We start from the raw sequence: 18,921 nt of genomic DNA, 5'->3' as shown, positions 1-18,921 counted from the left end.
TGGGGGTTGTGACTGTTTACTAAAAACACAGGACTCTGCGAAGTCGTAAGACGACGTATAGGGTCTGATGCCTGCCCGGTGCTGGAAGGTTAAGGGGACGAGTCAGCGCAAGCGAAGCTCTGAACCGAAGCCCCAGTAAACGGCGGCCGTAACTATAACGGTCCTAAGGTAGCGAAATTCCTTGTCGGGTAAGTTCCGACCTGCACGAATGGCATAACAACATCCCCGCTGTCTCGACCAGGGACTCAGCGAAATTGTATCGGGGGTGAAGATACCCTCTACCCGCGGCAAGACGGAAAGACCCCATGAACCTTTACTGCAACTTGGCAGTGATTTTCGGGATATTCTGCGTAGGATAGGTGGGAGGCTATGAAGCCGGGCTTCTGGGTTCGGCAGAGCCAACGTTGAAATACCACCCTGGGTATTCTGGAAATCTAACCTGGGCCCATGAACTGGGTCGGGGACACTGCCTGGTGGGCAGTTTGACTGGGGCGGTCGCCTCCTAAAAAGTAACGGAGGCGTGCGAAGGTTCCCTCAGCCTGATTGGAAACCAGGCGTAGAGTGCAAACGCACAAGGGAGCTTAACTGTGAGACCGACAGGTCGAACAGGTGCGAAAGCAGGCGTTAGTGATCCGGTGGTTCTGTATGGAAGGGCCATCGCTCATCGGATAAAAGGTACTCTGGGGATAACAGGCTGATCGCGCCTGAGAGTTCATATCGGCGGCGCGGTTTGGCACCTCGATGTCGGCCCATCGCATCCTGGGGCTGGAGCAGGTCCCAAGGGTTCGGCTGTTCGCCGATTAAAGCGGTACGCGAGCTGGGTTTAAAACGTCGTGAGACAGTTTGGTCCCTATCTGCCGTGGGCGTAGGACACTTGAGAGGAGCTGCCCATAGTACGAGAGGACCTGGGTGGACGTACCTCTGGTGCTCCGGTTGTCCTGCCAAGGGCATAGCCGGGTAGCCATGTACGGAACGGATAACCGCTGAAAGCATCTAAGCGGGAAGCCGGCCTCAAGACTAGGTGTCCCGGGCCGCAAGGCCCCTAAAGACCCCTCGTAGACCACGAGGTTGATAGGCCGGGTGTGGAAGCCGAGCAATCGGCGGAGCTAACCGGTACTAATAGGTCGTGCGGCTTGACCATACTTCTAAGGCAAACATCGAAGCGTCGCGCCCGGAGTTCGGGTGACGAGCAGCGTGACACAGCTGGCCTGGCGTAAACATGGAACAGAGCACCGCGAGGAGCGGGCTCCGCCGGGTTCCGATTGGACGCACCCACAAGTTTCCGGTGGTGATATCGAGAAGGTCACACCCGATCCCATACCGAACTCGGAAGTTAAGCTTCTTGGAGCCGATGGTACTGCCAGGGCAACCTGGTGGGAGAGTAGGACGCCGCCGGGATTTTCTTCGAACCTGCGCACGGTGAGAGCCGTGCGCAGGTTTTTTTTTGTCCATCGTGCTTCGAGGTCCTGGCGCGCGTTGCGGCTAGGCCTTCAGGTCGGCTTGGGGACGTCGGCGGCTGCGTGGAGCGCGTTCCGGGCCGGTCGGCCCCCGGGGAGCAGCCTCCAGGGGGCATCGTAGGCGTTAAAAAGGCTTCACGCCGCGTCCTCCTACATCCGGAACGTTTACGTGGACGTGGTCGTGGTCGTGGTCGTTCACGGCTTATCGTTGACGACCACGACCACGACCACGACCGCGTAAACGTCCACGTCCACGTCGACGTTCACGTAAACGTCGACGTTCACGTAAACGTCGACGTTCACGTAAACGTCCACGTCCACGTAAACGTCCACGTTCACGTAAACGTTCACGTTCACGTTGGTGACCGATGGTGGGGTGGAGGGGGCGGGCGCCGTGCTCTGAGCGTGACCGAACGAGCTCGGTTAACGTCTATGCGCCGAGGGCCTTCGGTTCGGCACGACGGCTCCGCTGAAGGCTTCGCCTTTGCAGCGAGCTCGTGCTGGCCGCCGTCAGACCGGCGCCGTCGAGGCAGCGCTCGGGACGGGGCCGGGGGCGTGCGTGCCGTTACGGCGTCGGGACGGGAGGGGCCGTCAGGGCGGCGACGCTCAGTGCGGGCGCTCGGTAACTCGCCTCGGGCCGTAGCTGCGCAGGAGGATGAGCCCGGCAAGGACGGACAGGGCGGCGATCTGGAGAGCGAACGGGATCTTTTGCACCCATTCCTCCTCGTCGATCCCGATCGTCGCGAGGAAAATGCCGAGCAGTCCGCCCATGGCTTCGCCGGCGCGGCTCAGAGAGGTCGCTGGGCCGCTTGCGACCGCCTCGTGCGAGAGCGCGTGCAAGAGGAGGCCCGCGACCGCGGAGAGCAGCCAGGGCTCGATCACCTCGAGGTGCTCCAGGTCGACAAGCCGCGTCGCGAAGGCGCCAACCACCGTGGCGAGCGCGATGCCCGCGAGCGCAGCGCTCATGGCGCGCTTGCCGCCGGTATCGGCTTTCACCTCGAGGACCTGAATGGCCACCACCATGGCGAGCGGCACCGTGTGCGCAGCGATCACGAGCACGACAGGGAGCGAGAGCTGTCCAACCCGTGAGAGCGACGCCACCGCCGCGCCCTCGCCGAACTGATGCGCGAGCACCGCGGCGTACCCCATCGCGAGCGCCGTCGTCGGCGTCCGGTGAGCCCCAGCGTCCCCGAGCACGAGGCGCTCCAGCACCGCCGGCGCCACGAAGCCAGACGCCGCCGCGAACAGCGCGAGCCAGCCGATCTCGCCGATCGCCTCCGGGAGCAGGTGAAGCAGCGCGATCGACGCCGCACCGACGAGGGCGAACGTCCGCAACGCAGACATCGCGCCCTCGCTCCGGTGACGGAACACCGCCGCAATGCCGCCCAGCATGACGGCCAACGCGAGGAGCGAAACGCCGAACGCCAGCGACACAGGCGCCCTCCTAGCACGGATCCGGTACGAACCGGTGATGACCCGAACGCTATGTGGGGTGCGCTACGAACGCGGGTGGTCGTGCCGTTCCGTGCGGAGGATCAGGTCGCCCACGAGGGCAGTCCAGCCGGTCTGGTGCGAGGCGCCGAGCCCAGCGCCGGTGTCGCCGTGGAAGTACTCGAAGAAAAACAGGCGATCTCGGAACCCAGGATCACGCTGGAAGAGGGGGTGCTCGCCGTAGACAGGGCGGCGGCCCTCGCGGTCGCGCTCGAAGATCGCGATCAGCCGGCGCGCGATCTCGTGCGCTCCGTCGCGGAGCGTGCGAGGGCCGTGGCCGCCGAGCGACGGGATCGTGAGCACGTCGCCGAAGCCGTGGTCGAGCCGGAGGAGCGAGCGGTAGAGCAGGTAGCCGAGCGGGAACCAGATCGGGCCGCGCCAGTTGGAGTTGCCGCCCTTCATGCGCGTGATCGACTCGCCCGGCTCGTAGCCGACCGTGTACTGCGCGTCGCAGGGCTCGAGCCCGAGCGAGACGGGCGCGGCCGCGTGCTCCTTGGAGAGCGAGCGCGGGCCGAACGGCGAGAGGAACTTGTCCTCGTCGAACAGGTGCGCGAGCACCCGCTCGAGGCGCCCCGGCGGCACCGCGGAGAGCACCTGGCGGCCGTCTGGACGTACGGTGATCGACTCGGCCAGCGCGGGGTTCCTGCGGAGGAACCACTCGGTCCGGCGCCGGAAATTCGCGAGCTTGCCGTAGATCTCCGGGGTGATCACGTGCACCGCGCAGAGCGGGATGAGGCCGACGGCCGATCGGATCTTCACGTGCCGCGGCTTCCCTCCGGCGATGAGGATGTCGAAGTAGAAGCCGTCCTCCTCGGACCAGAGCGGCAGCCGGCCGTCCGCCGTGTGGTGGAGCGCGTGCGCGATCCGCAAGAAGTGCTCGAAGAACTTGCTGGCGAGATCCTCGTACGCGGAGTTGTCGAGCGCGAGCTCCAGCGCGATGCGCATGAGGTCGAGGCAGTACATCGCCATCCACGCCGTGGCGTCCGCCTGCTCCAGGCGCATCCCGGGCGCGAGCCGCTCGCTGCGATCGAAGAGCGAGATGTTGTCGAGGCCGAGGAACCCGCCCTCGAAGACGTTGTGCCCCTCGGCGTCGCGCTTGTTGACCCACCAGGCGAAGTTGATGAGGAGCTTGTGGAACACGCGCTCCAGGAACACCCGATCGCCCTCGCCCCGCTGCTTCCGCTCGATCTTGTAGATCTGGTAGGTCGCCCAGGCGTGCACCGGGGGGTTCAGATCCGAGAACTCCCACTCGTAGGCAGGCAGCTGCCCGTTCGGGTGCTGGTACCACTCCTTGACCATCATCTTCAGCTGGGCCTTCGCGAGATCGATGTCGAGCGAGGCCAGCGCGACCGCGTGGAAGGCGAGATCCCACGCCGCGAACCAGGGGTACTCCCACGCGTCGGGCATGGAGACGACATCGGCGACGGAGACGTGCCGCCAGTGGGCGTTTCGGCCGCTCAGCCGCTCGGGCGGCGGGGCGTGCGCGTCGCCGCGGAGCCAGGTGTCGACGTCGTAGTGGTAGAACTGCATCGTCCAGAACAGGCCCGCCGCCGCCTGACGCTGGATGGCGCGGCGATCGTCGGACAGGGCAGGGCCCTGGACGGCGAGATAGTACTCGTCCGCTTCCCTGCGCCGCGCCTCCAGGAGCTCGTCCGCGCCGTCGAAGGGGCACTCCACCGGCTCGGGCGCGAGCCGGAGCAGGATCCGCCGGCTCCCGCCGGCCGGCACCTCGAAGCGATGCCAGCTCGCGGCCTTCGTGCCGCGGCGCTCGGCGTTCACCCGCGCCTCGTCGCCATGGACGACCCGGTGATTGAACGCGTCCTTGACGTACGGTGTCCGCGAAGGGACGCCATAGAGCCGCTCGCGGTTCGTCTCGTTGTTGGTGAAGAGCAGCTCCGGGCTGCCCTCGATGTACAGGTGATGCGCGCCGTGCTCGGGGTGCGCCGCGCGCAGCATCACATGACCGGCGTCGGTCTCCATGGCCCGGATCTCCGGGACCGGACCCGGAGGCTCGGTCCAGGACCATGTGTTGCGGAACCAGAGGTGCGGGAGCACGTGGATCGGCGCGGCCTCCGGGCCGCGGTTCACCACGGTGATGACCATCAGGATGTCGCTCGGGCTCCGCTTCGCGTACTCGACGACGACGTCGAAGTAACGATCCCCGTCGAAGGCGCCGAGATCGGGGAGATCGGCCTCGCCCTCGGAGAGGCCGCGGTCGCGCGCGGCGGCGACGAGCGCCTCGTAAGGGAACGGCCGCTGCGGGTACCGGTAGAGATAGCGCAGGTAGCTGGAGGTCGGCGTCGCGTCTTCGTAGTAGTAGATCTCCTTGACGTCCTCGCCGTGGTTGCCTTCCGGCCCGGTCAGGCCGAAGGCCCGCTCCTTCAGGATCGGATCCCGCTCGTTCCAGACGGCGACGGCGAGACACAAGATCTGGTGTCGGTCGCAGATGCCGCCGAGCCCGTCCTCGTTCCAGCGATAGGCGCGGCTCCGGGCATGGTCGTGAGGGAAGTGCGCCCACGCGTCCCCGTTCGCGCTGTAGTCCTCGCGCACCGTCCCCCAGGCCCGCTCGGAGAGGTAGGGGCCCCAGTGCTTCCAGCGCAGGAGGCGCTCGCGCTCTTCCTCGAGGCGGCGGTGCTCGGCGGTCGGCGCAGCGCGGACGTTCCTCGTCATGCGCGCCACGCTAGGCGACTCCGACGGAGGCGTCGAGCCCGCGGCCGGCGCGCGACGACCTGGGGCGGGCGCTACTCGGTGCGCTGGATGATGTGGAAGCCGAACGGCGTCTCGATGATCTCGCTCACCTCGCCGATCTTCAAGGCGAACGCGGCGTCGGAGAAGCCCTTCACCATCATGCCGCGCTCGAACACGCCGAGATCCCCGCCGCGCTCGGCGGCGCCCGGCTCGTCGCTGTACTCCGCGACCGCCTCCTCGAAGCTCGCCCCGCCGCGGATCTTGAGGAGCGCTTCCTGCGCTCGCGCGCGGGCCTCGGCGCGCGTGCGGCGGAGGCCCTCGGGCTTGCTCTTCGAGCCCTCGTGCATGACGAGGAGATGCCGCGCGCCGATCTGCTTGGGCTGACTCGCGATCACCGCGCGCTCCCGCTCGATCGCGGCGTCCTCCTCGGCCGCCCGGATCGGCGCGGAGACCGCGAGGCCGCCGCCGACCCACGACGGCGAGGTGGCGAGCGTCCCGCAGGCGGTCGCGCAGAGGAGCGCGAGGGGCGAGCACGCCGAGAGCGCGTGGACCAGCACGGCGCGGAGATGAGGGCTACGCATCGGCGCGGAGACTGCCGCGGGAGGAGTGCGCCCGCAACCCTCCCGTCCGCGCGCGCCGCTCAGCGGAGGACCATCACCGGGACGAAGGCCCACCCGCCAGCGGCCACGCTCACCCGGGCGCGCCTCGACTCGCCGCGGACGCCGACGACCACGTCGTGCGTGCCCGCGCGGACGCGGGTCCGCGCGATCGCGATGCGCGCGGGGAGCGTCGACCACCCGCGCGTGTCCGGCGTGTCGAGCGCGGTCAGCGTCGCGCTCGTCAGCAGGCCGACGAGCAGGCCCAGCGGCCCGGAGTCCTCCGCGGCGGCCTCGGTGGCGCCCTGCGCGGCCTCGCCGGCCGCGATGCGGGCGACGGTCCTCGTGATGGCCGACAGGATGACGGTGCCCTCGCTCTTCTTCCAGGCCGCGCGCACCTGCGCCTCGACGTCGAGCGCCTGCTCCATCGGCTGGGAGCGCCCGTCGAGCTTCAGCGTGGGAATCGAATAGCCGCCCTTGCCCCGGGCGAGCGTCGGGTAGTTGACCCAGGTCACGAGCCCCTTCGCCGCGAGCTCGCTCGCCCGCGCGCGATCCGTCGGGCTGATGTCGTTGGCCACGAGCGTGAGCGCGAGGCCGATCGGCAGGCGCTGCGGCACCTTCTGCGGGACGCGCCCGAACCCGACGACGACGATGAGCTCGGCCTCGCCGGTCTCGTCGAGGGGCGGCGGCGGGGCCTCCCCTTCGATCAACGCGGCGATGCGGGGCGACCTGGGCTCGCCGCGCGTGAGCGCGCGGAGCGGGCGGCGGAGCGACGGATACGGCCCGTGGCGGAGGGCGTCGTCGTAGTGGAGGAGCGCCTCGTCAGCCTGGCCGCTCTTCTCGAAGGCGAGGCCCGCAAGGTAGCTGCCGAGGCCGAGGAGCGCCGTCTCGCCCTCGTGATCGCGCAGGTATCTCTGCATGATCGCGAGGCGTCGAGCCTCGACCCTGGCCCCGCTGAGGTCGCGCTGGGCCAGGTAGTTCATCATGTTGATGGTGTTGATGAGCAGCTTCTCGTAGGCAGGCGCCTTGTACGGGCCCACGTCGTCCGAGAAGAGGTATTTGCCGAGATCGTGGGCGGCCCCGCGGGACATGTCGAGCAGGTCGATCGACTTGTCCGCGGCCCCGAGATCGCGCGCGGACAGCCGGTAGCTGTCCATGCTGAGGAGGACGTTGCCGCGGTCGAGCAGGAGGAGCGCGTTGTCGCCCCGGAGCGCCGGGAGCTCGGCCGCGGTCTCGACCTCGAGCTGCTCGTTCAGCGCGGCCACCGCCTCGGCGGGAGCGCCGCGATCGAGCGCCTGGAGCGCGGTGCGCACGCGATCTTCATGTCCGCCGCAGGCGGCCTGCCAGAGGCCGAGGAGCAGCGCGAGAGGAGCCAGGGCCGCACGCTTGCGCCCCGCGAGGCTCGCGTGCCGCCGGCGCATCACTCCTGGATGAGCGCCTTGGTGAAGGCCGCCCTGTTCTGCCAGGCCACCGCGCTCGTTGCGACCTCGATGAGCTGCATGAACATGAAGTACTGGACGCGGCGCTCGTCCTCGGTGCGCTCATCGGCGGTGAAGACCTTGCCGGTGAGGTAGTACTTCGCGCCGAGCTGGCGGTTGTACTCGGCGATGTGGTTCGGATCGAACCCGCCGCCGCGCTGCTTCTCGACCTCCGCGACCATCTGCTGCTGGCGCTCGACGCTCACCACGGTGACGAGGCTCGCCTGGGCCAGGTACGTCTCGATATCGGACAGGAGCGCCTGAAGCTGGCTGTCGATGTGCTCGCTCGTCTGGTTCGACAGCGGATAGATGGCGAGCGTGGGCCGCGAGCCGTCGTGCGCCCACGCCTTGGCGACCGGAGAGGCCATCAGCGACGTCAGGTTCTCGTGGAGGAGCTGCTCGATGTCGCGCCTGTCGATTCCCGTGCTCATCGCCGCGTCGTCGAGCCCCTCGACCTGATTGCCGCGCACGTAGGTGGGGCCGCAGCCGATGGGGAGCGAGGCGAGCGCGAGCGCCGCGAGCAGCGCGGCCGGACGGATGCTGGGCGAAATGGGCATGGACACTCCGCAGGGCAGGACGCCGGCATCCTAGCAGGCGAGGTGTGCGCTGGCGCTTCGATCAGGCGGAAATCGTGCTCTGCGACGCGGCGCGCGCGCGGCGTGCGCGGTGAGCGCGGCATGTCGGCAGCGCGGACGTCCTGGCTCGCTTCAGCGCGAGCAGCGCGAGCATCGCGAGCGCCGCCGCGGCCCCGCTGTCGTCGCCGACGAAGGGGCCGTGCGCGCACGAGAGCCAGCGCTCGTCGAGCGGCCGGCGCGAAGGCAAGCGCTCCGCGGGGTCCGACGCCGTGGCCCACCAGGGCGGGTCGTAGCCGCCGACGTCGGCGGCGCGCATCGCCTCGGTGACGAGCCAGTCGCGATGGGCGATGAGCCCACCATAGATGGGGTCGGCGCAGCCGGCCGGCCCGCGCGACGTCACGCCGATGATCTGCCCCGCGACGTCGAGCGCCGGTCCGCCCGAGTCGCCGCTGCAGATGCCGTTCTCTCCGCGCCACTCGCCCCCTGTGACGCGCTCCTGCGTTCCGCACCCGTACCCGACGCACTCGACGTGGAGCCCATCGCGGCGCCTGCGGACGCCGCCGCCGCGCGATCTGCCCTCCGTGTCGCCGAAGCCCACCGCGGAGTAGACCTCGCTCTCCTCGGGCGGCCGATCGAGGCGGGGCGCGAGCGGCGTGACCTCGCTGCCGCCGAGCGGGGAGGACAGCACGACGAGCGCGACGTCGCGCCCGCAGACGGCGTTGCCGTCGGGCGGGCTGAGCAGCGCGCGCGCGCCGATCCACGGCGTGTCCGCGGCCCACAGGGCCCCGCCGAGCGTGGCGTAGACCTGCGAGGCGTCGACCGGCTCACCGAACGTCGCCGTCTTGCAGGCGATGAGCTTGGGAGCTTCCGCGATGCAGTGCTGCGCGGTGAGCACGAGGTTGGGCGCGATCACGGTGCTCGAGCAGGTCCGCGCGACGCGCCCTCTGCGATCGGTGATGAGGAGCCCGGCGACCGCGCGGTCTCCAGCGTCTAGATACCCTCCCTTGATCTCCAGCGCGGCCTCGGCCGCGTCCTCCTCGTGCAGGTCCGCTTCGTCCGCGTCTCCAGCGCAGCCGGCCAGCGCGACGGCGAGGAGGCAGCCAGCTCGGGTACACCATGCGGTGCTGTTCCGGCACACGGCCAGCCGCCTTTGCACGGCACCTGCCAGCCTGGGCTGTGCACCGCCGCGCTCCCCGAGGGAGGAGAGCATTGCTTCCGGGGAAGCTCACGCGCCGGCGGAGCCACCCCGCTGCGCTGTGGTGTGGGATGCGGTCAGCGCGCCGGCCGGGCTCATGTACACCCGAGCGCCCGACCCTGTCGTCCACCGAGCGCAAGGCGCTGGAGCCCGAGGCTCCGGCGAGCAGGCGTGGGCGCGGGGCCTCGCGCGCCGGGAGCGCCTCCCTCGCGCTGCGATCCCACGCGTCCGTTCGCGACGTCGCCGCGCTGCGAGCGCTCGTTTTCTCCCGGCGGCGCCGGAGCTCTCCGGGCGGCGCCGGAGCTCTCCGGGCGGCGCCGGAGCGTCAGCCGACCACGATGTTCACGATCTTCCCCGCGACGTAGATGAACTTCTTCAGCTGCTTGCCCGCGGCGAGGGCGGCCACGGTCTCCAGGCCGAGCGCGGCGGCTCGCGCCTCCTCCTCCGATGCCGCCTTCGCCAGCATCACGCGACCGCGGACCTTGCCGTTCACCTGCACCGGGATCTCAAGGACGTCGTCGACGCAGAAGGCCTCGTCGTAGGTGGGCCACGGCTCGTAGCTGAGCGAACGCTCGTGGCCGGTGAGCCGCCACAGCTCCTCCGCGAGGTGCGGCGCGAAGGGGGAGACGAGGAGGATCAGCCGCAGGACCGCCTCGCGCGGCGGCGAAGGCAGCGAGCTCAGGTGATTCACGAAGACCATCATCGCGGAGATGGCGGTGTTGAACGCCATCCCCTCGATGTCGCCGGTCACCTTCTTGATCGTCCTGTGGAGCTGCCGGCTCGTCGCGTCGTCCATCGCGTCCGAGAGCGGCCGCGTGCACGTCGCGAACACGCGGTCCCGGAACCGGACCACACCCTGGATCTGCCCCGATTGCCAGGGCTTCACCGCCTCGAGCGGGCCCATGAACATCTCGTACATCCGCAGCACGTCGGCGCCGTGGGCCCGCACGATGTCGTCGGGGTTGATCACGTTGCCCCGCGACTTCGACATCTTCTCGTTGTCCTCGCCCAGGATCATCCCCTGATGGACGAGCTTCGCGAAGGGCTCGGGGTGCTTCACATGGCCGAGGTCGTAGAGCACCTTGTGCCAGAAGCGCGCGTAGAGGAGGTGCAGCACGCCGTGCTCCGCGCCGCCGACGTAGAGGTCGACGGGCATCCACGCGTCGTACGCGGCCTCCGAGAACGGCTCCGCGTCGTTCTGCGGATCGAGGAAGCGGAGGTAGTACCAGCACGAGCCCGCCCACTGCGGCATCGTGTTCGTCTCGCGCGCGTACCACTTGCCGTCCCGCTGGAAGAAGCGCCAGTCGACGGCGCGCGCCAGCGGGCCCGCAGGGTCGTCGCCAGGGCGGAAGTCGGCGAGCGGCGGCAGCTCGATCGGGAGGCTGGCCTCGTCGACCGCGATCGGCTGATCGTAGCGGATCGTGTGCGCGGCGCCCTTCCTGGGATCGCCCTGCGGATCGGCGAGCTCGACGGGGAAGTAGATCGGGATCGGCTCGCCCCAGTAGCGCTGGCGGGAGAAGACCCAGTCGCGCAGCTTGTAGTTCACCTCGCGCTTGCCTCGCCCGAGCGCCTCGAGGCGCGCGATGACCGCGCGCTTGCACTCCTCCGTCGCGAGCCCGTCGAACTCGCCGCTCCGGACCGCGACGCCCGGGTCGACGTAGGCGGCCTCGAGCTGGTCGTGCAGGGAGCCGTCGGGGCTCACGACCTCGACGATGGGCAGCCCGTAGGTGCGGGCAAAGGAGAAGTCGCGCTCGTCGTGCCCTGGCACCGCCATCACGGCGCCGGTGCCGTAGCCGCCGAGCACGTAGTCGGCGACCCAGATCGGCACCTCCACGCCCGTGATGGGGTGGACGGCGACGAGGCCGGTGTCGACGCCGGTCTTCTCCCTCGCCGCCGCGGCGAGCCGCTCGCGATCGCTCTTGCCCGCCGCGGCCGCGACGTAGGCGCGCACCGCCTCGCGGCGCGGCTCGGACGCGCCGCTCTCCGCGCTCGTGAGCCATGTCGTGAGCGGGTGCTCGGGCGCGAGCACGACGTAGGTGACGCCCATCAGCGTGTCGGGGCGGGTCGTGAACACGCTCAGCGCGCCCTTGCCCCATCCCTTGACCTCGAACGTGATGAGCGCCCCCTCCGAGCGGCCGATCCAGGAGCGCTGCATCGCCACCGTCCCTTCAGGCCAGTCGAGGAGGCGCAGATCCTCCGCCAGGCGGTCGGCGTAGGCGGTGATGCGGAGCATCCATTGCCTGAGCGGCGTCCGGTAGACCGGGTGCGAGCCGCGCTCGCTCTTGCCGTCGATCACCTCCTCGTTCGCGAGGACGGTCCCGAGCGCCGGGCACCAGTTGACGCTCACCTCGTCCTGGTACGCGAGCCCCTTCTTGAAGAGCTGGAGGAAGATCCACTGCGTCCAGCGCACGTAGCGCGGATCGGTCGTGGAGAGCTCCCGCGACCAGTCGTAGCTGAAGCCCAGCATCTTGAGCTGGCGCTTGAAGGTCGCGATGTTCCGCGCCGTCGTGTCGGCCGGGTGCGTGCCGGTCTCGAGGGCGTGCTGCTCCGCCGGCAGCCCGAAGGCGTCCCAGCCCATGACGTGAAGCACGTCGATCCCGCGCATGCGGAAGTAGCGGGACATGATGTCGGTCGCCGTGTACCCCTCGGGGTGGCCGACGTGCAGCCCCGACCCCGACGGATAGGGGAACATGTCGAGCACGTAGCGCTTCCCGCGGGCGGGGTCCGCGCTGCGGACGGCGCGGAAGGTCTCGCCTTCCTCCCACGCGCGCTGCCAGCGCGGCTCGACGGCGGCATGATCGTAGCGCGCGGGCTCACGCGGCTCGTTGGGAGAAGGTTCGGTGGAGGCGCGGGGGTCCATCGTCTCGGCGGCCATATCGCGACGTGCCATAGCACTGTGCTGCCGCGGTCGACAGCCGCCCCGCGGCGGCAGAGGCCCGCGCCCCGGCGAGAGCGCCACCGCCCGTCCACGGCGCGCCGCGGCCATGTCGAGAGTTCCCGACAAGCGTGGACACAGCGCCTCGGTCCGAGCTCTGCCGTCGGAGACGCCCGCGCCCGAGAGGGCTGACTCGCTCTTCAATCACGCCGACCCGGCCCGAGGAGCGCACCCCTGGCGTCGCTATCCTGCGTCCGCGACGGGCGGTGTCGTCACGGCGCGGCGCTGCGCGGCGCCAGCGCCGACGAGCGGCAGCGCCTCGCGGGGCGGGGCGACGCGTCAGAAGGATGGCCGCACGCCGAGACTTGGAGGTAGATTGAGGGCGCTGTTCCGCTTCAGTGTGAGGCGGAGGGGTCGCGTGGGCGGTCCCTCCGAGGCGCGCGGATGACCGACAAACACGTTCCATGGGGAGCCCCCGAGAGTGAGAGGGCGGCGCAGCCAGGCCGGCCGCTCCCGCCGGCGCACGGCTCGGGGATCCCTTTCCGGCCGCTGCCCGTGCCGCCGCTGATGGCGCCCGGCGCGCTGCGCCCGCTCTCCGCACAGTACGCGCTGAGCCCTCATCTTCAGCAGCAGAGCCCGCCCGCGTTCTCAGGGCCGATGCCGTCGGCGCCCGCGTTCTCGGGGCCGATGCCGTCGGCGCCCGCGTTCTCGGGGCCGGTGGCATCGGCGCCCGCGTTCTCGGGCGCCATGCCGGCGCCGGCGTTCTCGGGGCCAGCTCCCGCCGGGTACACCCAGCCGCCCACGGCGAGCGTCTCGGCGCGCGGAGGGACCCTTCCGCCCGGGATCGTCTCGCAGCAGGACGTGCTCTCGGCCAGCGGCGTCTTTTCTCCGAGCGCGCTCCCGTTCATCTCGGCGCCGCCGCAGTCGGATCCGGTGCCTCCGAGCCAGGCGGCCTTCCAGCCGGCGCCGATCACGGACCGGATGGGCGCGAGCGCGACGCAGCCGCCTGCGCCGGCGGCGCAGCCCGGGTTCGCGAGCCCCGGCCCCGGTGCGGCCGCGCCCGCTGCGCCAGAGGCCGCGCGCGCGCCGATGCCATCGCCTCACGCCGGCCAGCCGCCTGCGCCGGCGGCGCCGCCCGGGTTCGGGAGCCCTGGCTTCGGCGCGGCCGCGCCCGCGGTATCAGAGGCCGCGCGCACGCCGATGCCCTCGCTGCATGCGGGGATGCCGGCTCAGGCCGGGCCGCCGCCGGCCGCCGCGCCCGCGCCGGCGATGAGCGCAGCTCCCGGCGCGGCGGCGCACGGCGCGCCCCAGGCGGCCGGCGGGTGGGACGGAGCGGCCGAGAGCCCGTGGGCCACCACGTCGGCGCGCCTCGAGATGCCGGCGCTCCCGTCGACCTTCGTCCAGGAGCGCCCGGAACCGCAGAAGCCACCCGCCGCCGTCGCGCCGCGGCGGCGGGAGGGCGGCAGGACGCTCATCATCGTGCTCAGCGTGATCCTGGCGGTGGCCTTGCTGGCGCTCATCGGGATCACGCTGTGGCAGAGCATGGGCGGCGGAGGACCGATCGCGATCGACTACAAGGAGCCGCCGCCCACGGCCGCCGAGGCGTCGCCAGAGCCCACCGTGAGCGTGACGGCGGCCCCCAGCGCGCCCGCAGCGCCCCGCCCAGCCGCACGCCCACGGCCGAAGAGCGACGACATCTACGACGAGGTCGAGAAGGAAAAGACCCGGCGCTGAGGCGGCGCGACGCCGCACGGACGGGGCGTCTCGCAGGCGATTCGTTGGCCCCGCGCCCGGTTCCGTGCTGGTGATCGCCCGCGATGGCGACGCCGATCCCGCACAACCTTGCCCCCTTCTCCCTCGACGAGCTGGCGCGCGCGACCGGCGGGCGCGTGCTGAGGAGCGGGCCGGACGCGCGGGGCGTCTCGACCGACAGCCGGACGATCGCGCCAGGAGCGGCGTTCGTCGCGCTCGCCGGCGAGAGCTTCGATGGCCACAGGTTCCTCGACGCCGCCGCGCAGCGCGGGGCGGCCGCGTTCATCGTCTCGCGGGAGGTGGCCCTGCCGCCCGGAGGAGGCGCGGTGCTCGTGAACGACGGCCTCACGGCGCTCGGGGCGCTGGCCAGAGCGCACCGCGAGCGATGGCGGGCGGGCGCCCACCCCGGCGGGCCGCGGGCGATCGTCGCGATCGGCGGCTCGGCGGGCAAGACGACGACGACGCGGACCATCGCGGCGCTGCTCGCGGCGGTGGGCCGCGGCGAGGTGCACGCGACGGCGGGCAACCTGAACAACGCCGTCGGGCTGCCGATGACGCTGCTCGGGCTCGAGGACCGCCATCGCTTCGCGGTCGTCGAGATCGGCACGAACCAGCGCGGCGAGGTCGCGGCCCTCGCGCGGATCGCGGGGCCGGACCTCGCCGTGCTGACGTCCATCGGCGTCGAGCACACCGAGGGGCTCGGCACGCTGGAAGACGTCGCCGCCGAGGAAGGTGATCTGCTCGCCGCCTTGCCGGCCGAGGGCGTGGCTCTCGGCAACGGCGACGACGTGAAGGTGGTCGAGCAGCTCGAGCGCGCCGGCGCCGCGCGGCGGATCACCTACGGCTTCGGGGAGCGCGCGCGGATCCGGATCGCGGGGAGGCGGCCGGTCGGGGTGCGCGGCACCTCGGTGCGGATCGAGCGCGGAGGCGAGGCGCTGGAGCTCGTCGTCCCGCTGCTCGGCGAGGCGGGGGCGCTGGCGGCGGCCGCGGCCGTCGCCGTCGTGGAAGAGGCGGTCGGTGAGCCGCTCTCGACCGAGCGAGCGGCACGCGCCGCCGCAGGGCTCGCGCCGCCGGGGGACGGGCGCCTGTCCGTCCGCGAGCTGCCGGACGGCACCGTGGTCATCGACGACAGCTACAACGCCAACCCGCTGTCGATGCGATCGTCCCTCAGGACGGCCGTCGAGGTCGCCGAGGCGCTCGGGAAGCGGCTGGTCCTGCTGCTCGGCGAGATGCGCGAGCTCGGCGCGCTCGCGGCGGCGGAGCACGACGCGCTCGGCGAGCAGGTCGGCGCCGCGCGCCCCGCCGCGCTCGTCGCCGTCGGCGGCGAGGCGGCGCGGATCGCGCGCGCCGCCGAGGCGGCCGGCGTGCGGGCGTGGTTCGCCGGAGACGCGGACGCCGCGGCGGCCCGCGCGCAGGAGATCGTCGAGCGCGGCGATCTGGTGCTCGTGAAGGGCTCGCGCGGGATCAGGATGGAGCGGATCGTGGAAGCCCTCGTCGCCAGCGCCGGGCGCGGCGCCGGCTCGTCGCCCTCACCGTGAGCGCGCGTCCGCCAGCCGAGCGCGCTCGCCTCCCGGCGCGCCGGGCCGTGGTCACGCGCCGAGCGCGGCCCGCGCCTCGGCGACGGACAGGCTGAGCAAGAGCTTCGCCTCCTCGTTGCTGCAGAAGGAGCGCGTGACCATGCGATCGACGTACAGCGTGCCGCGGAGGTGATCGACCTCGTGCTGGAGGATCCGCGCCGGCCAGCCCGTCGCTTCCCACCGGACCTCCTTGCCGTCCTCGTCCACGCCGCTCACCTCGACCGACAGATCTCGCTCGACCAGCGCCATGTAACCCGGGACGCTCAGGCAGCCCTCGAAGAACGTCGCCCGCCCCGCGCCTGCCGCGTCCGGGAGCGACGGCGCGAGGACCCTCAGCGTCGGGTTGATGATCACCCTGAGCCGGAAGGGCACGCGTCCGCGCTCGGCGCGCTGGCCCGGGGTGAGGCGGGACATGAGCTCCTCGCTGTCTTCGAGCACGATCACCTGCTGGTCGACGCCGATCTGCGGCGCCGCGAGCCCCACGCCGGGCGCCTTGCGCATGACGGAGACCATCGTCGAGACGAGGTGCTTGAGCCGCTTCGTCCCGATCTCCTCGGGCGGGACGGGCGCGGCGGGCTTCCGCAGGACGGCTCTGCCTGCGAGGACGATCGGGGGGAGCTCCATGCTGCCGGGATGAATCGGCGCCCTCGCGAGCGCAAGCGTCGTGAGCTCGGGAGCACGGACCGTGTAGGGCCTCGCGGCGAGGCGGGCGTGAGGGTGGATGTCCTCGCGGCGAGGCGGGCGTGAGGGTAGAGGAGCGGCGCTGGGCACTTTCCATGGCAGCACCTCTTCCGCCTCCGTCGGCTCGCGCGGACGCCCCCCGCCGGCCGCTCCGCCTCGTCGTCGTCGCCGCCCTCGCGGCGCTGACGCTCGCCGCCTTCGCCGCCGTGACGCTGCGGCTACAGCTCGAGCCGAACGTCGCCTCGCTCCTGCCGGAGCGCGGAGACGCCGCGGCGCTGCGCCGGTACGTGCGCGGGTTCGGGGGCGGCGATCTCGGCGTCGTGATGGTCAAGGGCGACGACCCCGACGAGAACGCGGCCGTGGCCGCGGAGATCGCGCGGGCCCTCGCGGCGCGCCCGACCGTGCAGCGCGCCGCCGATCGGATCGACGTCTCGCGCTCGCTCGATCCGTGGGTCGCGTTCCGGCACGCGGACGCGCGGGTGCGAGAGCGGCTCGCCGCGGCGCTCTCGCCCGAGGGGATGCGGGAGCGCCTCGCCGAGACGCGCGCCATGCTGCTCGCGCCGGGCGGCGGCGCCGCGGCCGAGACGATCGCGGCCGACCCGCTGCGCCTCTCGCAGCTCGTCTTCGAGTCCGCGGACATCGGATCCGGGGTGCGCACGCAGGCGGACGGCGCCTTCGCCACGGACGACGGCAAGGTGCACCTCGTCCTGGTGCAGCCGGCGGGGCAGGCGCTCCGCGGCGCCGACGCGCGGGCGTTCGTCGCGGACGCGAACGCCGTCCTCGGCCCGATCCGCGCGGCGCACCCGGGGCTCACGCTCGGGCTCACCGGCGGGCACGCCATCGCCGCGGCGACCGAGGCGATGCTCACGCGCGATCTCGCGATCTCGGGGACGCTCTCGATGCTGCTCGCCTCTGTCGTCTTCGCGCTGCTCTTCCGCCGCCTGCGCGCCCTCGCCGCGGTGATGCCGCCGCTCGTGCTCGGGACCCTCTGGACCGCGGGGCTCGCCACGGCGCTCCCGGGCGGGCTCAGCGCGATCGCCGTCGCCTTCATGTCGGTGGTCGTCGGCGTCGGCGTCGACACCGGCGTCCACGTCTACGCCGCGCTGCTCGAGGCGCGGCGCGAGGGCCTCGATCCGGAGGCGGCCGCGCGCGCGGCGAGGGCGCGGACCTCCCGCGCGGTGCTCATCGCGGCCGTCACCGCGGGGGCGGCGTTCGGGGCCCTCGCGCTGTCGGACATCAACGCGCTCCGGCAGCTCGGGCTCCTGTGCGCCGCGGGCGAGGTCCTGACGGCGATCGCCATCGTGCTCGTGACGCCGGCCGTGGGCGCGTGGCTCGAGCGGGGGACCCCGCCGACCGAGGCACCGGCGCGCTGGCCCGACGGCCTCTACCGGCTGACCCGCACCCGGGGCCGCGCGCTCGCGCTCACGGGGCTCGCGGCGCTCCCCATCGCGGCGGTCGCCCTCGGCGCCTCGCCGCCGCTCGCGGAGGCCATCGTCGCGATCAGGCCGGCCGAGCTCGAGCCCCTCAAGGTACAGCAGGAGATCTTCGAGGCGTTCGGCGGGCGGCGAGGGCAATGGGTGGTCCTCCTCGCGGACGGCGACCAGGAGCGCGCCCGCGCGCGCGGCGACCGGATCGCGGAGCGCCTCGCCTCGATGAAGGCCGACGTGGAGGCCGTCGACGCGCTCACTGCGCTCGCCCCCGCCGCCCCGACGCAGGCCGAGCGCTTCGCCGCGCGCGACGCGCTCGACCTGCCCGCCAAGGCCGACGAGCTCGCGCGCGCGCTCCGCGACACGGGCTTCGCGCCCGAGCGCTTCTCGGCGGTGCTCGACGGGATGCGCGCGCCGCCCCGGCAGGAGGTGGCGCTCTCCGATCTCGAGCGCGGCCCCGCGTCCATCCTGCTCTCGCGCTACCTCGGGGCGGACGGGGGCGAGGCGCTCGTCGCCCTGTACGTGCGGCCCCGCGAGACCGGCTCGGTCGCGCGGATCGAGCGCGCGATCCGCGAGGAGGATCCGGGCGCCATGCTCACCGGCTACAGCCGGCTCGAGGCGTCGCTGCGCGAGACGCTCGCGCACGACATGCCGAGGATCGGGCTCGTCGCGGGCGCGCTCGTGCTGCTGGCGCTCTCCGCTTCCCTCCGCAGCGCGCGCGACATCGCGCTGGCCGCGCTCGTCGTCGCCTCGGAGATCTCCCTCGTCCTCCTGCTGATCCGGGTGCTCGGCATCCCCCTGCACGCGTACGACGCGCTCGTCATCCCCGTGCTGCTCGGGATCACGGTGGACGAGGGCATGTTCCTGCTCCACCGCGCCCGCGACATCGAGGCGGCGGGCGGCGGCGACGCCGTGATCCGCGAGACGCTGCGCCGCGAGGGGCCGGCGATCGCCGCCACGGCGCTGACCACGGCCGCGGGCTTCTCCGCGCTCGCGTTCTGCGGCTTCGACGGCCTCCGCGACCTGGGCCGGGTCGGCGCGCTCGGCAGCGCGGTCGGCCTCGTCGTCGCGCTCCTCGTGGTGCCCGCGGGGCTGCGGCTCTGGCCCCGGGCCCACGGACGCGCATAAC

Annotated in this window: 12 protein-coding genes and 2 rRNA genes (1 of these 14 only partly in view); 5 read left to right on the top strand and 9 right to left on the bottom strand. The window is 71.9% G+C overall.

Going from position 1 to position 18,921, the window contains the following annotated elements; all coding sequences use genetic code 11:
* Together WMF34_RS37695 and rrf are read left to right on the top strand one after the other, a co-directional pair.
* Positions 1-1,141, top strand: a 23S ribosomal RNA gene (locus tag WMF34_RS37695) (it extends 1,866 nt beyond the left edge of the window).
* Between the two features lie 140 nt (positions 1,142-1,281).
* Positions 1,282-1,398: ribosomal RNA gene (gene rrf, locus WMF34_RS37690) — 5S ribosomal RNA — on the top strand.
* Between the two features lie 254 nt (positions 1,399-1,652).
* On the opposite strand, the gene WMF34_RS37685 is transcribed toward rrf, so the two are convergent.
* The 8 genes from WMF34_RS37685 to leuS form a co-directional block, all read right to left on the bottom strand.
* A complete protein-coding gene (locus tag WMF34_RS37685; RefSeq protein WP_157907191.1) occupies positions 1,653-1,814 on the bottom strand; it encodes a hypothetical protein in 162 nt (53 codons plus the stop codon).
* Positions 1,815-2,063: 249 nt separating this feature from the next.
* Entirely contained in the window at positions 2,064-2,891 is an 828-nt protein-coding gene (locus WMF34_RS37680) for a hypothetical protein (protein ID WP_012240031.1), read from the bottom strand.
* 63 nt (positions 2,892-2,954) lie between these two features.
* A complete protein-coding gene (locus WMF34_RS37675) occupies positions 2,955-5,618 on the bottom strand; it encodes an MGH1-like glycoside hydrolase domain-containing protein (RefSeq protein WP_044966754.1) in 2,664 nt (887 codons plus the stop codon).
* A gap of 71 nt (positions 5,619-5,689) precedes the next feature.
* Positions 5,690-6,217 (bottom strand): peptidylprolyl isomerase, encoded by a 528-nt coding sequence (locus WMF34_RS37670; RefSeq protein WP_012240029.1) that lies wholly within the window; start codon positions 6,215-6,217, stop codon positions 5,690-5,692.
* A gap of 59 nt (positions 6,218-6,276) precedes the next feature.
* Positions 6,277-7,653: a hypothetical protein gene (locus WMF34_RS37665; RefSeq protein ID WP_012240028.1), complete on the bottom strand. Its 1,377-nt coding sequence runs from the start codon at positions 7,651-7,653 to the stop codon at positions 6,277-6,279.
* Positions 7,653-8,267 carry a penicillin-binding protein activator LpoB gene (locus WMF34_RS37660; protein ID WP_012240027.1) on the bottom strand — a complete coding sequence of 205 codons (615 nt, stop codon included), beginning with the start codon at positions 8,265-8,267 and terminating at the stop codon, positions 7,653-7,655. Before WMF34_RS37660 ends, WMF34_RS37665 begins: the two co-directional genes overlap by 1 nt.
* 61 nt (positions 8,268-8,328) lie before the next feature.
* Positions 8,329-9,423 carry a trypsin-like serine protease gene (locus tag WMF34_RS37655; RefSeq protein WP_437990821.1) on the bottom strand — a complete coding sequence of 365 codons (1,095 nt, stop codon included), beginning with the start codon at positions 9,421-9,423 and terminating at the stop codon, positions 8,329-8,331.
* 382 nt (positions 9,424-9,805) lie between these two features.
* Positions 9,806-12,370, bottom strand: a complete 2,565-nt coding sequence (gene leuS, locus WMF34_RS37650) for a leucine--tRNA ligase (protein WP_012240025.1) — start codon at positions 12,368-12,370, stop codon at positions 9,806-9,808.
* A 429-nt stretch (positions 12,371-12,799) separates the two neighbouring features.
* Here leuS and WMF34_RS37645 point away from each other — a divergent pair, with 429 nt between their 5' ends.
* The gene (locus tag WMF34_RS37645) at positions 12,800-14,089 is read left to right on the top strand and encodes a hypothetical protein (RefSeq protein WP_437990820.1); all 1,290 of its coding nucleotides are present in this window, start codon (positions 12,800-12,802) and stop codon (positions 14,087-14,089) included.
* Between the two features lie 83 nt (positions 14,090-14,172).
* Positions 14,173-15,645: a UDP-N-acetylmuramoyl-tripeptide--D-alanyl-D-alanine ligase gene (locus WMF34_RS37640; RefSeq protein ID WP_437990819.1), complete on the top strand. Its 1,473-nt coding sequence runs from the start codon at positions 14,173-14,175 to the stop codon at positions 15,643-15,645.
* A 51-nt stretch (positions 15,646-15,696) separates the two neighbouring features.
* Here the strand turns inward: WMF34_RS37640 and WMF34_RS37635 are convergent, their stop codons facing one another.
* A complete protein-coding gene (locus WMF34_RS37635) occupies positions 15,697-16,308 on the bottom strand; it encodes a peptide deformylase (RefSeq protein ID WP_012240022.1) in 612 nt (203 codons plus the stop codon).
* A gap of 152 nt (positions 16,309-16,460) precedes the next feature.
* Here WMF34_RS37635 and WMF34_RS37630 point away from each other — a divergent pair, with 152 nt between their 5' ends.
* On the top strand, positions 16,461-18,920 hold the full coding sequence (locus tag WMF34_RS37630; protein WP_437990818.1) for an MMPL family transporter: 2,460 nt from the start codon (positions 16,461-16,463) through the stop codon (positions 18,918-18,920).
* Position 18,921: the final 1 nt, after the last annotated feature.

Source organism: Sorangium sp. So ce145 (assembly GCF_051525985.1).
GTDB classification, from domain to species: Bacteria; Myxococcota_A; Polyangia; order Polyangiales; family Polyangiaceae; genus Sorangium; species Sorangium cellulosum_B.
This window is presented reverse-complemented; position numbering and strand designations above follow the sequence as displayed.